General features: G+C 70.2%; 15 protein-coding genes and 1 tRNA gene. 5 read left to right on the top strand and 11 right to left on the bottom strand.

Annotated features, from left to right (window positions below; all coding sequences use genetic code 11):
• Window positions 1–4: 4 nt before the first annotated feature.
• Both ACEUEL_RS06220 and ACEUEL_RS06215 read right to left on the bottom strand, forming a co-directional pair.
• Window positions 5–703 (bottom strand): DnaJ domain-containing protein, encoded by a 699-nt coding sequence (locus tag ACEUEL_RS06220; protein ID WP_405706594.1) that lies wholly within the window; start codon window positions 701–703, stop codon window positions 5–7.
• The gene (locus tag ACEUEL_RS06215; protein WP_405703239.1) at window positions 703–1,419 is read right to left on the bottom strand and encodes a vWA domain-containing protein; all 717 of its coding nucleotides are present in this window, start codon (window positions 1,417–1,419) and stop codon (window positions 703–705) included. The genes ACEUEL_RS06220 and ACEUEL_RS06215 overlap by 1 nt, the downstream gene beginning before the upstream one ends.
• Before the next feature lie 165 nt (window positions 1,420–1,584).
• Here ACEUEL_RS06215 and panC point away from each other — a divergent pair, with 165 nt between their 5' ends.
• The gene (gene panC / locus ACEUEL_RS06210) at window positions 1,585–2,421 is read left to right on the top strand and encodes a pantoate--beta-alanine ligase (RefSeq protein ID WP_405703237.1); all 837 of its coding nucleotides are present in this window, start codon (window positions 1,585–1,587) and stop codon (window positions 2,419–2,421) included.
• Between the two features lie 38 nt (window positions 2,422–2,459).
• On the opposite strand, the gene ACEUEL_RS06205 is transcribed toward panC, so the two are convergent.
• The 4 genes from ACEUEL_RS06205 to ACEUEL_RS06190 all read right to left on the bottom strand — a co-directional run bounded on the left by ACEUEL_RS06205 (window position 2,460) and on the right by ACEUEL_RS06190 (window position 4,259).
• Window positions 2,460–2,630, bottom strand: coding sequence for a hypothetical protein (locus ACEUEL_RS06205; protein ID WP_405703234.1), 171 nt, complete (start codon window positions 2,628–2,630; stop codon window positions 2,460–2,462).
• A gap of 71 nt (window positions 2,631–2,701) precedes the next feature.
• A complete protein-coding gene (locus ACEUEL_RS06200; RefSeq protein ID WP_405703232.1) occupies window positions 2,702–3,133 on the bottom strand; it encodes a DUF1489 family protein in 432 nt (143 codons plus the stop codon).
• A gap of 63 nt (window positions 3,134–3,196) precedes the next feature.
• On the bottom strand, window positions 3,197–3,871 hold the full coding sequence (locus ACEUEL_RS06195) for a glutathione S-transferase family protein (protein WP_405703230.1): 675 nt from the start codon (window positions 3,869–3,871) through the stop codon (window positions 3,197–3,199).
• A 262-nt stretch (window positions 3,872–4,133) separates the two neighbouring features.
• Window positions 4,134–4,259 carry a hypothetical protein gene (locus ACEUEL_RS06190; protein WP_405703228.1) on the bottom strand — a complete coding sequence of 42 codons (126 nt, stop codon included), beginning with the start codon at window positions 4,257–4,259 and terminating at the stop codon, window positions 4,134–4,136.
• Between the two features lie 258 nt (window positions 4,260–4,517).
• On the opposite strand from ACEUEL_RS06190, the gene ACEUEL_RS06185 reads away from it, so the two are divergent.
• Complete coding sequence (locus ACEUEL_RS06185) at window positions 4,518–5,234, top strand: DUF599 domain-containing protein (RefSeq protein WP_405703226.1); 717 nt, start codon at window positions 4,518–4,520, stop codon at window positions 5,232–5,234.
• A gap of 9 nt (window positions 5,235–5,243) precedes the next feature.
• Window positions 5,244–5,570 (top strand): DUF3253 domain-containing protein, encoded by a 327-nt coding sequence (locus tag ACEUEL_RS06180; RefSeq protein WP_405703223.1) that lies wholly within the window; start codon window positions 5,244–5,246, stop codon window positions 5,568–5,570.
• A 48-nt stretch (window positions 5,571–5,618) separates the two neighbouring features.
• Here ACEUEL_RS06180 and ACEUEL_RS06175 read toward each other — a convergent pair whose 3' ends face one another.
• From ACEUEL_RS06175 to mgtE, 3 genes are all read right to left on the bottom strand, one after another.
• Entirely contained in the window at window positions 5,619–6,404 is a 786-nt protein-coding gene (locus ACEUEL_RS06175; protein WP_405703222.1) for a YdcF family protein, read from the bottom strand.
• A 47-nt stretch (window positions 6,405–6,451) separates the two neighbouring features.
• On the bottom strand, window positions 6,452–8,782 hold the full coding sequence (locus tag ACEUEL_RS06170; protein WP_405703219.1) for a putative bifunctional diguanylate cyclase/phosphodiesterase: 2,331 nt from the start codon (window positions 8,780–8,782) through the stop codon (window positions 6,452–6,454).
• A 116-nt stretch (window positions 8,783–8,898) separates the two neighbouring features.
• Window positions 8,899–10,299, bottom strand: a complete 1,401-nt coding sequence (mgtE, locus tag ACEUEL_RS06165) for a magnesium transporter (protein WP_405703216.1) — start codon at window positions 10,297–10,299, stop codon at window positions 8,899–8,901.
• Window positions 10,300–10,470: 171 nt separating this feature from the next.
• Here mgtE and ACEUEL_RS06160 point away from each other — a divergent pair, with 171 nt between their 5' ends.
• Entirely contained in the window at window positions 10,471–10,770 is a 300-nt protein-coding gene (locus tag ACEUEL_RS06160; protein WP_405703214.1) for an acylphosphatase, read from the top strand.
• A 206-nt stretch (window positions 10,771–10,976) separates the two neighbouring features.
• Here ACEUEL_RS06160 and lipB read toward each other — a convergent pair whose 3' ends face one another.
• Window positions 10,977–11,780, bottom strand: a complete 804-nt coding sequence (gene lipB / locus ACEUEL_RS06155) for a lipoyl(octanoyl) transferase LipB (protein WP_405703212.1) — start codon at window positions 11,778–11,780, stop codon at window positions 10,977–10,979.
• Between the two features lie 148 nt (window positions 11,781–11,928).
• Here lipB and ACEUEL_RS06150 point away from each other — a divergent pair.
• Window positions 11,929–12,013 (top strand) — tRNA-Leu (locus ACEUEL_RS06150).
• Window positions 12,014–12,141: 128 nt separating this feature from the next.
• On the opposite strand, the gene ACEUEL_RS06145 is transcribed toward ACEUEL_RS06150, so the two are convergent.
• The gene (locus ACEUEL_RS06145; protein ID WP_405703211.1) at window positions 12,142–12,453 is read right to left on the bottom strand and encodes a hypothetical protein; all 312 of its coding nucleotides are present in this window, start codon (window positions 12,451–12,453) and stop codon (window positions 12,142–12,144) included.
• Between the last annotated feature and the right edge of the window lie 82 nt (window positions 12,454–12,535).

Here is a 12,535-nt window from a genome sequence, read left to right as displayed (position 1 = left end):
GTTGTCAGCCATGGCCGCGCAGCAGGATATCCTTGGCCTCGTTCACCCGGGCGGCGAGATAGTTCGATCCGCCCTGGTCGGGATGGAGCCGCTTCATAAGGGCCCGGTGCGCCTTGCGGATCTCGTCCGCGGCCGCCCCCGGCTGAAGGCCCAGCACCTCGTAAGCCTCCTCTTCCGTCATCGCGGAGCGGCGCGGCGCATCGGCCTGCCCCCCGCCCGCACCGCGCTCAGCGTGTTCACGCCAGCCGGGCATCCGGCGGTCCAGATACGCTTCGAGTAGCTGCCGGCTCTCGCCGTCCATCCCGCCCCCCAGCGACAGCAGCGTGGGCAGGTCGAGCGTGTCGAGTTCGGCGCCATCCCGCGCGCCGCCGAGGATACGGCCCGACAACCGGCCGCTGTCGTGGTCGAGCCGCATGTCGAGATGGGCGGTGCGCACCGTCGAGCTGCGACCGGGACTGACCCGGCCCCGCGCCCAAGGATTGTTCCGCCCGAGGTTCCAGCCGAGCAGCGACAGCCCGAACAGGCCGAGCGGGAGGGCGGTGACGATCTGCCCCTTCAGGCCGAGAAAGCCGGCGAGAACGAGCGATCCCCAGCCGCCCGCGGTGCGGGCGAGGCGCGCCAGCCGCTTCGGGTCGGCCTTGGCGAAGAATTTGAGCCCGTAATAGAACAGCGCGACGATCGCCGCGCCGGCGATGAGGTTGATCATGGCCGGCGCCCCAGCGCCGCGATGAGGCGTTGGGCGCCGCCGCCGCCGGGCCCGGATGAGAGATCCGACAGCGCCTTGAAGCCTCCCGCCGCATAGGCCGCGACGGCGCCCAGCAGCGCCCGCAGCTCCGCCGCCGCGCCGGCGTCGAAGCGGCACCACGCCCCGCCGGTGAGCCGGGCGATCTCGCGGAAGGCGCGCTCGGTCAGCGGATCGCGCCCCTCCTGGAACATGAAGGTCGGCACGCCCCGCACCGCCAGCGGCCCCGCCTCGGCGCACAGGTGATCGAGGTCCTCTTCCATCGCGTCGCCGACGAACACCAGCGCGCTGACCCGGCCGCGCCCGCTCTCGGCCGCCGCGTGGCGCAGCACGCGCCCGATCTGGGTCCGCCCGCCGCGGCAGTCGATCGAGCCCATCAGCCCCGCGAGCCGCGCCGTGTCGGACGCCCAGGACGAGGCGCGGCACTCGGTGAGGCCGCGGAAATAGACGAGCTGCACGTCGAGCCCGCCGACGCGGCCCGCTTCCGCGAACATCTCGCCCTGCAGCGCGCTGGCGAGATCCCAGGTCGGCTGGCGGCTCATCGTCGCGTCGAGCGCGAAGATCAGCCGCCCGCGCCCCGCCGTGGCGAGGGGCGAACGCGACTCGATCTCGGCGAGAAAGGCGTTCACCTCGCCTTTTCCGGTGGCGGGGACGCTGGTTCGCTTGTCGGCGGGCATGACGGCTCCGTCTGGATTCGTACCCCAATCTAGTGCGCCGGACGGCCGGGCGGGAGGTGCGGTCTCCGGCGACGGCGCCGGGTGCCGATCTGTTGACCGGCGGATGCGCTTTGCTAGGTTCCGCGCCCACGCTCCGGTAGCGGGCAGGCGGGAGTCGGCAAGGTCATGAGACGGGCACGAACGGTCAAGGCGCTGCGCGAGGCGGTCGCCGAATGGCGGGCCGCGGGCGAGCGGGTCGCGTTGGTGCCCACCATGGGCGCCCTGCACGCCGGCCACATCGCTCTGGTGAAGGCCGGCCGGCGGCGCGCCCGGCGCGTCGTGGTCTCGATCTTCGTCAATCCGGCGCAGTTCGGCCCCAACGAGGATTTCGGCCGCTACCCGCGCACCCTCCCCGCCGACCTCGCCAAGCTCGAGGATGCCGGCGCCGACCTCGCCTACACGCCCACGGTCGAGGAGATCTACCCGCCGGGCTTCGCCACCACCGTCACCCTTGCCGGCCCGGCGCTCGGGCTGGAGACGGATTTTCGCCCCGGCCATTTCGCCGGCGTGGCGACCGTCGTCGCCAAGCTGTTCACGCAAGCCGCGCCCGATTACGCCATGTTCGGCGAGAAGGATTATCAGCAGCTCCAGGTCGTGACCCGCATGGCCCGCGATCTCGACCTGCCGCTGAAGGTGATCGGCGTGCCGACCCTGCGCGAGCCGGACGGCCTCGCCCTCTCCTCGCGCAATGTCTATCTCTCGCCGCAGGAGCGGTCGACGGCGCCGCTTCTGATCACCGTGCTGCGCGAGGCGGCAGCCGCGATCACCAGCGGGGCGCCCATCGACACGACGATGGAGGCGGCACGAGCGCGCGTCACGGCGGGAGGCTTTGTTCTGGACTATCTCGATGCGCGCCATGCCGCCACGCTGGCGCCGATCGCGTCCGCGTCCGAGGGGCCGATCCGGCTGCTGGTCGCCGCCAAGCTCGGCCGCACCCGCCTCATCGACAACATCCCGGTCTGAATGCCCGCCCGGCGGGACGCCCCGCCGGACGGCACGGCTCACACCGTCACGACATAGGTCGCGACCATGCCGAGGATGACGAGCGCGAGGCCGATGCCGAGCACGTAGCGCATGGCCATGACCTCGACCCCCTGCCGCTCGCGCGGGGTGGCGGTGACGGCGACTTCGCCATCCTCGAATTCGCGGCGTTCGGTCTGATCTGCCCGCATGGAACTCTCCTTTCGCGGTTGTTCTGTGCGAATAACGCACGAAACCGGCGATAAGGTTCCCGAAGGTACGGTCAGATGAGCCCGAGCGAGCGCAATTCGCGCCGCAATTCGTCCGGCAGCGGTGCCTCGCTGCGGGCGCCGAGATCGGCAGGCGCGTCCTTGGCCGCAAGGTAGCGCCAGCCCTGGAACGGCCGCGATGGCCGCGGGTCGACGCGATGCACCACCGGCTCGAACACCAGATGGCAGCGGCGTATGCCGTCACCGTCGACGAAGGGCCGGATGTCGAGAAGGCGCTGCCGGCAGGCGACCTCGCCCTTGATCACCCAGTAGAGCGAGCCGCCGTCGAGAATCTCGTCGCGGCGGTTCGGCACCATGCGGGTGGTGTGGATCTGCTCCGGCTCGCGCCCGCGCGCCAGCGCCTCGGCGCGCGTCTCTGCGATCCAGTCCTCGAGGTCCTGGATGGATTCTGCACCGACGCAGAGTTTGAGCAGGTGGAGCGCCATGTCGCTGTGCCGGATGACGGGACGCCCCTGCGCTAGCACGCGCGCCCGCCGGCGCGCCAGCGCCTAGACCCGCTTGACCACAGGCCATTCGATCTCGTCTTCGGGCAGGACCTCGGTCTCCTTGAGCCCCTCCGCCTTCCACGCGACGAAGGCGGGATGGGCGTGGATCGCCGCGACATAGGCCGCCGACACCGGATCGACCGGCAGATCGTAGGTGCGGATGCGGCTCGCCACCGGCGCATACATCGCATCCGCCGCCCCGAAGCGGCCGAACAGGAAATCGCCGCCCGCGCCATAGGCCGCCCGCGCGGTGCGCCAGCGCTCGGTGATCCGCGCCAGGTCCTGCGCGGCCGCCTCGCCGAGCGCGAGCTTCTCGACCGGCCGCCACAGGTTCATCGGCGCCGCCGAGCGCAGCGCGCCGAAGCCGCCATGCATCTCCGTGGCGATGGACCGGGCATAGGCCCGCGCCGCCGGATCGGCCGGCCACAGCCCGGCATCGGGAAAGCGCTCGGCGAGATGCTCGAGAATGGCGATCGATTCCCACACCGTCGCCGGTCCGTCGATCAGCACGGGCACCCGCCCGGCCGGCGAATGGGCGGCGACGCGCGCCTTGAAGTCCGCCGCGCCGAGCGGCACCAGCACCTCCTCGAAGGGGATGCCGGCAGCGGTGAGCGCTATCCACGGCCGCAGCGACCAGCTCGAATAGTTCTTGTTCCCGATCAGCAGCTTCAGCGTCATCGTCCGTGCTCCCCTCGACAGCGCGGCGCGAGCATCCGCCGCCGGCCGCCGTCACGCAAATGCAGAGCGGTGATCGATGCCATGAAAACGGTTGATGCGGCAGTGCCGGCGCCCGCGCGACGGCGGCGGATCGCCGCCAGGGCGACGACGCAGCTGCGAACGACCGCGCCCGGCAACCGACGCAGACGCAAAAGCGGCGCCGTCCGCGAGGACGACGCCGCTTTCATCTCGGGCCGAAGCGAAAGGAATGCCGACCGGCGCCCTATTTGGGCGCGATCATCGCCGCCTCGAAGCCGCCGAACAGGTAAACCAAGGCCACGCCGGCCAAAAACGCGACGACGGCCCAACGCGCAACGCCCCAGCAGGAACGCTCGGTAAGGGAATTCATGATGACCCCGGATGATATTCCGAAAGAACGGTCACTCGGCGAGACACCTCACCGCCAGTACCGTGATGCAACATAAGCTAATGAGTCGTGAGGCGTTTCGCAATCGCAAAACCGTCACACAGGTTACCGGGGGAGCAACCCAGGGGCGAGGATTCCGCATGGGTAGTTGCCGCCCCGGGATGACCGCCGGGCGCCTCCGCGCTCGTGCGGCATGGGCTATGCTGCGCGCGGTCCAACGAGTCGCCGGCGGGTGCGCGGATGCTGGGTTTTTCCCTTCTCGACCTGTTCGCCCTCGCCGCCTTCATCGCGGCGTGGGTGGCCTATCACTACCTCATGGAGGGACGCTGGTCGCACCGGCGCACGCTGAACCGGCGCATGGACGATTTCCGGCTGAGCTGGATGCAGCGCATGCTCACGCGCGACAACCGCATCGTCGACACCCAGATCATCGCCGCACTGCAAAACGGCACCGCCTTCTTCGCCTCCACCTCGCTGCTCGGCATCGGCGCCTCGCTCGCGGTGCTGCAATCGGCCGAGCGGGTGATGGAGATCTTCTCCGACCTGCCGCTGATCGCGGAGCCGAACCGCTCCTCCTGGGAGCTGAAGACGCTCGGTTTGACCATGATCTTCGCCTATGCCTTCTTCAAGTTCGCCTGGGCCTACCGGCTGTTCAACTACACCGCCATCCTGATCGGCTCCGCCCCGCCCGCCGCCGAGGCGGCGACCACGCCGGCCCGCCGCCATGTGCTGAAGGCCTCGCGCATGGCGACGGTGGCGGGCCGCCATTTCAACCGCGGCCAGCGTGCCTTCTTCTTCGCCATCGGCTATCTCGGCTGGTACATCAACGCCTGGGCGTTCATGCTCGCCACGCTTGCCCTGTTCTTCGTCATGACCAACCGCCAGTTCGGACGCGATGCCCACTGGGTGCTGGACGAGGAGGACGAGGAAGGCGCCCGTCCCGATGCGAAAGCGTGAGTTGAGCCCGTGAGTTCGAGCCTGCCGATGTCCACCGCCGCCGACCTGCCCTCCGACGACGCCGTCGCGGCGATGATCCTCGATCTCGCCGCCCGGCGGCAGCGCGAGGCCGGGGCCGGCAAGTCGATCGACCCGTCCGAGCCCGCCCGCGCGCTCGCCGGCGAGACGCAATGGCAGCGCCTGCTGCCGATCGTTCGGCGGGCCGCGGTCACTCTCGCCCGCGAGGGACGCCTGGTCATCTATCGCAAGGGCAAGCCGGTCGATCCGGACGATTTCCGCGGCGTCTACCGCCTCGGCCTGCCGGCGGCGGGCGGCGGCGACGTTGAATCGATTTGATCGAAACCGCCGCCAAGCGCTTGAGGCGATTCGCAATCTGCCGCCCGCTCACGGCGCCGGCAGCAGGTCGCCGATGCGCCCGGTGAGCCGGTAGACGATCAGCCCGATCCACTCCCGCACCCCGAGGTCGAGCTCCATGAGCCCGCCGGAGACCGACCGGTTGAGCTCGTCGAGATCGCTCCCCGTCGTGCGGAAATCGACCGGATAGGCGACGACGTCGAAGCCGGCGGCGCGGAAGCAGCCCATGGCGCGCGGCATGTGGAAGGCGGATGTCACCAGCAGCCAGCGCTCGCCGGGCGCCGGCTTGGCGTATTCCTTGGACAGGCGCGCATTCTCCGCCGTGTTGCGCGAGGTGGCCTCGAACTCGACGCGCTCGGGCGCAAGCCCCAGCGCCGGCAGCGCCGCCCGCACCGTGTCCGCCTCGCTCGGCGCCTCGCGGAGCTGGGAACTGCCGCCGGAGAACAGCACCCGCGCCTGCGGGTAGCGCCGGGCCAGTTCGCCCATCGCCAGCAGCCGCTCGGCCGATTCCTGAAAGGCCGCCTGCCCCCGCGCCGCGAAGATCAGCGGCAGCTCCGCCCCGCCCAGCACGATGATGCCGTCCACCGGCCGCCCGTCGTCGGTGAAGATCGGGAAGCGATCCTCCAGCGGCTGGATCAGCGCCCGCCCCACCGGCCCGAGCCCGCCGACCAGCAGGCCCAGCACCGCGAGCGTCGCGAGCGCCAGCCCGGCGCGGGGGCGGAATCGCGCCAGCACGAGGCCCGCGAGCGCCAGCACGGTGAGGAAGGTCGAGGGCACCGCCACCGCCCAGAACAGCTTGGAAAGGTAGAAGAACATGCGCGGTCAGCGGCCTCGTTCGCCAGGGGAATCGGAGCGGCGGCCGGTCAGGCCCGGTAGGTGCCGTTGCGCGGGGCCGCCTCGCGTCCCCCATTGCCGCCGACGCCGAAACGCCGGCTCGCCCGCATCAGGAACTGCTCGACGCGCGCCACCGGCATGGGCGGGGCGAACAGGAAGCCCTGTACATGGTGGCAGCCCACCTGCTGCAGATAGCGCAGCTGCTCGCGGGTCTCCACACCTTCCGCCGTCACGGTGATGCCCAGCGCCCGGCCGAGCCGCACCACGCAGTCGATGATCGCCGCGGCGTCGTCGGTCAGGCCGACATTCTGGGTGAAGCTGCGGTCGATCTTGATCGTATCGACGCGGAAGCGCCGCACATAGCCGAGCGAGGAATAGCCGCTGCCGAAATCGTCGAGCGCGACCCGCACGCCCATCGCCCGCAGCGCCGAGAGCGCCGCGAAGGCTTCCGGCTGGTTGCCGAACAGCAGGTTCTCGGTGATCTCCACCTCCAGCCGGTGCGGATCGAACCCCGTCTCGCGCAGGATGGCGGCGATGGAGGGCACCAGGTCGCGCGAGCGGAAATCGACCGGCGACAGGTTCACCGCGAGCTTGGGCAGGCCCCAGTCGCGCGTCTGCCGGCACGCCTGCCGGAGCACCCACATGTCGAGCGCGGTGATCAGGCCGGTCTGCTCGGCGACCGGCACGAAGGCGGCGGGCGAGACCGTGCTGCCATCCGCGCGCGGCCAGCGCACCACCGCCTCGACGCCGGCGACGGTGACGCCGTCCGTCTCCATCTGCGGCTGGTAGTAGACTTCCAGCGCATCGCCCGCGATCGCCGCCGCGAGGTCGTTCTCGATCGCGCGGCGCTGCTGCAGCTCGGCTTCGAGGCTCGGCTCGAACAGGCGGAAGGTGGCGCGGCCCTCGGCCTTGGCGCGGTAGACGGCGATGTCCGCGAGGCGGATCAGCTCGCTGGCGGCGCTGCCATGGTCGGGCGCCACCGTCGCGCCGATCGAGGCGTTCACGGACAGGCTCTGGTCGCCGATCTGCGCGGGGCGCCGCACCGCCTCGAGGATCGCCATGGCCCGGGCGCCGATCGCCGCGTCGTCGGTCCCCACCGGCATCACCACCACGAATTCGTCGCCGCCGAACCGCGCCGCGATCGCGTCCGGCCCGGTGTTCGCCTCCAGCCGCCGGCCGATTTCCGCCAGCAGCAGGTCGCCGACGAAATGGCCGAGAGTGTCGTTGACGTCCTTGAAGCCGTCGAGATCGATGAAGAGCACGGCGAGGCGGTGCTCGGGCGTCACCTCGGGCAGTCGCTCGCTCATCAGCCGCATCAGCATCGCCCGATTGGCGAGGCCGGACAGCGGGTCGATATAGGCCAGCCGCGAGGCCAGCGCCTCGCTTTCCGCCAGCTCGCGCGTCGCCCGGCGCGCGTACCACAGCACGATCGCGGCGGCCAGCAGCAGCAGCGCCGCGGTGCCCATCAACGCCGGCAGCAGCGCCCGCAACAGGTCGCGCCCCGGCTTTTCGGGCGCCCAGGTGATCCAGGCGGGACGCGCGCCCGGATCGGAGAACGGCACCGCCACGGCCGGCCGCGCGGCCGGCGGCGGCCCCTCCGACAATTGCGGCTCGGCGATCTGGAACTCGCTCGTCAGCCCCGCCATGAAGCGTCTATCGAGGAACACGGCGCTGACCGCGACCGCCTGCTCGCTGGCCGGCTTCGGCGCCTCGCCCGGCTTCGGCGGAATGCCGATCGCCCCGACCAGCGCGGGCCGGCCCTCGATCCGCGTATAGGTGGCCCGGAAGGCTTCGGCATGCACCCCTTCGCCGGCGCGCTCACTCGGTGAAAGCTGCGCCTGGGCGACCACATCGGCCTGCACCTGCGCCACCAGCGGCCGTATCGCCATGCGATCGAACTGGGCCGTCTCCACCCGCTGCATCTGCCCGTCGACGGAGGCGTAGTCGATATGCTCGCCATGGATGATGTAGGAGCGGTCGTGGTGCAGGCTCTCGTACAGCCAGCGGCCGAAGCCGGCGTGCAGACGCTCCGTGTCCAGCGCATGGTCGTCGCCGACCCGGGCGACATCCCAGCGCGCGACGGAGGCGAGATCGCGCTCCATCGCCTCCCGGCGGCGCTCGAACATGCCCGCGACGAGCCGGCCCCAGCGCTGCTGCGAATTGGCGTCGATGCGCTCGGCAGCCACCAGCGCGAAGGCCCCCATCGTCACCACCGCGGCGAGGATGACCAGCGCCACCGCCGTCAGCATGCGGTCGCCCGCCAGCTGGCCGCCATGCCGGCGCGACCCGGTGCCGGTCACCGGCGCGGCGCGTTCGTCGAGACGACCGAGCCCGTCCGCGTCGCCGACGGGCCTCACCATGCGCTCGCTCCCTGGCTGTCCCGCCGCGGCTGCTTCATCGGCCGGAAGAGTAGACGCGCCGGCAGCCGCCCGCAAAGAAAACCGCAGCCTTCCCGGTTGTCAAATACCGCACGGGATCAGAACCACAGCGCGGCGATGCCGAGGAAGGCGAAGAAGCCGACAATGTCGGTGATCGTCGTCACGAACGGCCCCGAGGAGACCGCCGGATCGACCTTCAGCCGGTCGAGCGCGAGGGGAATCAGGATGCCGCCCAGCGCCGCCGCGACGAGGTTGATGATCATGGCGAGCGCGATGACGAAGCCGAGATCCGCCACGCCGAAGCGGGCGAACACCACCACCGCCATGATGGTGGCGAAGGCGACGCCGTTGAACAGCCCGACCGCCAGTTCGCGCGCGATGACGCGCCCGGCATTGCTCGGCCGCAATTCCTTGGTCGCCAGCGCCCGCACCGCCACCGTCATGGTCTGGGTGCCGGCATTGCCGCCCTGGCTCGCCACGATCGGCATCAGCACGGCCAGCGCCACCATCTTCTGCAGTTCGCCCTCGAACAGCGCGATGACGAAGGAGGCGATGTTGGCGGCGATGAGGTTCAGGAACAGCCAGGAGAACCGGCTCTTGGCGATGTCCCAGAAGCTGTCGGAGAGCTCCTCGTCGCCGGCGACGCCGCCGAGCGCCTTGAGGTCCTCGTCGGCCTCCTCCTGGATCACGTCGACGATGTCGTCGACGGTCAGCACGCCGACGAGCCGCCCGGCCGGATCCACCACCGGCGCCGAGACGAGGTTGTAGCGCTCGAACACCCGGGCGACGTCCTCCTGGTCGTCGGTCGCCTTCACCACATGCTTGTCGGGGGTGACGACGTCGGCGAGCTTCACCGGCCGCTTGGTGCGCAGCAGCCGGTCGAGCGGCACCGAGCCGGTGAGCCGGTAGGTCGGGTCGACCACGAAGATCTCGTAGAAGATCTCCGGCAGCCCCTCGGTTTCCTGCATGTAGTCGAGCACCTGCCCCACCGTCCAGAACGGCGGCACGGCGATGAACTCGGTCTGCATGCGCCGGCCGGCGCTTTCCTCCGGATAGTCGAGGCTGCGCTGCAGCGCGGCCCGCTCCAGCGTCGGCAGCTGGCCGAGGATGTCCTGTTTGTCCGCGTCGTCGAGATCTTCGAGGATGTAGACGGCATCGTCGGAATCGATGTCGCGCACACCCTCGGCCACCGCCTCGTTCGGCAGTTCCTCGAGGATCTGCCGGCGCACCGTCTCGTCGAGCTCGGTCAGCGCGGTGAAGTCGAAGTCGTTGCCGAGCAGCCGGATCAGCGCGGGCCGCTCCTCGGGCGGCAGCGCCTCCAGCAGCCGGCCCATGTCGGCTTCGTGGATGTCGGCGAGCAGCGCCTTCAGCCCCGCGACATCCGGCGCCTCGATGGCGGCGGAGACGGCCGCGACGAACGCCGGCGCGTCGGCTTCCGCCCGCCCGCCATCGGGGCCGCGCTCGTCGCCGGCAACGGCGAGATCGGTCTCTTCGCGCATGCGGTCTCCGGGGGCCGGAATGTGGTGGGAAACGGCGACGACAGCCGAATCCCTTCTAGAAAGCTCCGGCAGCGAAGGCAATTGAGCAGCGGCCGGACAGTACCGTCCGGTTGCACGCGGCAGCGGGGGAGTGTCAGTGTGGCTACACCCGCCCCCCTGCCGAGGCCCCTCGTGAGCGTCCAGACCCTCCATCATCTGCGTGTGCGCGGCCGCGTGCAGGGCGTCGGCTACCGCGCCTTCGTCGAGCGCGAGGCGATCCGGCACGGCCTTGCGGGGTGGGTGCGCAACCGCACCGACGGCAGCGTCGAGGCCATCCTCGCCGGCCCGGCAGAGACCGTCGCGGCGGTGATCGAGGCCTGCCGCCGCGGCCCGACGCTGGCGCGCGTCGATGCGGTGGAGACCGGTGCGCCGCCGGCCGGGCTGCCCTCGGTCGCCGCCGGCGACGGCTTCCGTGTGCTGCCGACCGCCTGACGCACGCGTGGCGCCGTTGGCCTGCCCTTGTGGACAGCAGGGCAAGCTGTTGCAGGGACTCGCCTTCCCGGCGCGCTGGCGCCGGATGGCGACACGGCGCCGGTTTCGCGCGCTGAATCATCGCGTGAAGTCGTTCATCCGGGCGGAATCGATGTCTGCGCTTCCGGCCGCAACATCCTGAAACGACTCGGCAATCGCGCCGACCGTCAGGCCTCGTCAACGGTCGGGCCGAACACCTCGGCGAAGGCCGCGCGCAGCGCGATGTCGGCATCCGCCAGGGTCACCGGCAGGCCGAGATCGACCAGGCTGGTGACGCCGTGCTCGCGCACGCCGCAGGGCACGATGCCGGCGAAATGCGACAGCTCCGGATCGACGTTCAGCGAGATGCCGTGCAGCGTCACCCAGCGGCGCACGCGGATGCCGATGGCGGCGATCTTGTCTTCGGCCTCCGCGCCGGTGAGCGGATCGGCCGGGCGCTCCGGCCGGCGCACCCACACGCCGACGCGGTCCTCGCGCCGCTCGCCGCGCACATGGAACGCCCACAGCGTGCGGATCAGCCATTCCTCCAGCGCCGCCACGTAGCGCCGCACGTCGGCGCCGCGCGTGCGCAGGTCGAGCATCACATAGGCCACACGCTGGCCGGGGCCGTGATAGGTGAACTGCCCGCCCCGCCCGGTCTCCAACACCGGGAAGCGGTCCGGCTCGACCAGATCCTCGCGCCGGGCGCTGGTGCCCGCCGTGTAGAGCGGGGGGTGCTCGAGCAGCCAGACGAGTTCCGGCGCCCGCCCTTCGGCAATCGCGGCGACACGGGCATCCATCTCGGCCAGCGCCGCGCCGTAATCGACCGGCGCGTCCGATATGCGCCATTCCACGGCCGGCGCGCCGTCCGGGGCGAGGAATCGGATGTCGAGATCGTCCCGCCGCGCGCCCGCGAGGGGACCGGCGACGGGGCTTCCCGCCGGCGCGGCGGCATCGCGGGTGGAGGCGTCGGAATTGGGCGCGTCGTTCATGCGCCATAGATAATGCGCGCGGCGCGCGTTGTCTGCGCCATCCACAGACGCCGAAACCTCATGCGCGCGGGCTTGTGGACCCCGGATCGATCTGTTAGACGATGGCCGCCCGAAGCGGGCCGTGCGGATGCGCGGCCGGCAACGGTTTGCGGTCGTGGCGGAATTGGTAGACGCGCTGCCTTGAGGTGGCAGTGGGTAACACCGTGGAGGTTCGAGTCCTCTCGACCGCACCATTCTTCTTCAGAAGAACATCACGGCGACCCTAGGGTCGCCGTTGTCGTTTCGGGGGTCTGCCTTTCCGGGGCCTCGCGTGACCCGGCGCTCGAGCGGCAAGCTTAGAAGGCTTGCGCGGTGGCGATTGTCACTGCTTGCGAACGGCGGAAAGCGAAATACCAATTAAGATGAACAGAGCCGGCAACAGCCCGATTATGATCGCAGCTTCCAGCATGTTGAGATAATCCGACTGCGTCATACACACATATTCGTACATCGTGGCGAGAGAATCGCCCGAACGGCTATGCGACAATTTTTTTATCTGCATTTCGTGATGCTCGCGCCACTGCGATATATATTTTGAGCGGAGCGGAAAGACACTGAGGCCGCCGAAAATCAATATAACCCAAACAAACGCAAATAAAATAAGCGCAATTTTGACAGCGCTATAGCGTTTCATCGCCAGGCCCCTCCATCATGTCTGCACTGGAAATGATCGCCCTCTCCAAGCGGCGATCGCAGGCTTTCCACGCCCGAAACGG

The organism is Ancylobacter terrae, from assembly GCF_045108345.1.
Classification (GTDB): domain Bacteria; phylum Pseudomonadota; class Alphaproteobacteria; order Rhizobiales; family Xanthobacteraceae; genus Ancylobacter.
Note: the sequence above shows the minus strand (reverse complement) of the source record. Positions and strands in the feature narration are given on the sequence as shown.

What these genes read in the sequence shown, in the direction of transcription:
- ACEUEL_RS06215 (WP_405703239.1), bottom strand. Translation starts at nt 1,419, where the DNA reads ATGCCCGCCGACAAGCGAACCAGCGTCCCCGCCACCGGAAAAGGCGAG.
- panC (WP_405703237.1), top strand. Translation starts at nt 1,585, where the DNA reads ATGAGACGGGCACGAACGGTCAAGGCGCTGCGCGAGGCGGTCGCCGAA.
- ACEUEL_RS06205 (WP_405703234.1), bottom strand. Translation starts at nt 2,630, where the DNA reads ATGCGGGCAGATCAGACCGAACGCCGCGAATTCGAGGATGGCGAAGTC.
- ACEUEL_RS06200 (WP_405703232.1), bottom strand. Translation starts at nt 3,133, where the DNA reads ATGGCGCTCCACCTGCTCAAACTCTGCGTCGGTGCAGAATCCATCCAG.
- ACEUEL_RS06195 (WP_405703230.1), bottom strand. Translation starts at nt 3,871, where the DNA reads ATGACGCTGAAGCTGCTGATCGGGAACAAGAACTATTCGAGCTGGTCG.
- ACEUEL_RS06190 (WP_405703228.1), bottom strand. Translation starts at nt 4,259, where the DNA reads ATGAATTCCCTTACCGAGCGTTCCTGCTGGGGCGTTGCGCGTTGGGCC.
- ACEUEL_RS06185 (WP_405703226.1), top strand. Translation starts at nt 4,518, where the DNA reads ATGCTGGGTTTTTCCCTTCTCGACCTGTTCGCCCTCGCCGCCTTCATC.
- ACEUEL_RS06175 (WP_405703222.1), bottom strand. Translation starts at nt 6,404, where the DNA reads ATGTTCTTCTACCTTTCCAAGCTGTTCTGGGCGGTGGCGGTGCCCTCG.
- ACEUEL_RS06170 (WP_405703219.1), bottom strand. Translation starts at nt 8,782, where the DNA reads ATGGTGAGGCCCGTCGGCGACGCGGACGGGCTCGGTCGTCTCGACGAA.
- mgtE (WP_405703216.1), bottom strand. Translation starts at nt 10,299, where the DNA reads ATGCGCGAAGAGACCGATCTCGCCGTTGCCGGCGACGAGCGCGGCCCC.
- lipB (WP_405703212.1), bottom strand. Translation starts at nt 11,780, where the DNA reads ATGAACGACGCGCCCAATTCCGACGCCTCCACCCGCGATGCCGCCGCG.
- ACEUEL_RS06145 (WP_405703211.1), bottom strand. Translation starts at nt 12,453, where the DNA reads ATGAAACGCTATAGCGCTGTCAAAATTGCGCTTATTTTATTTGCGTTT.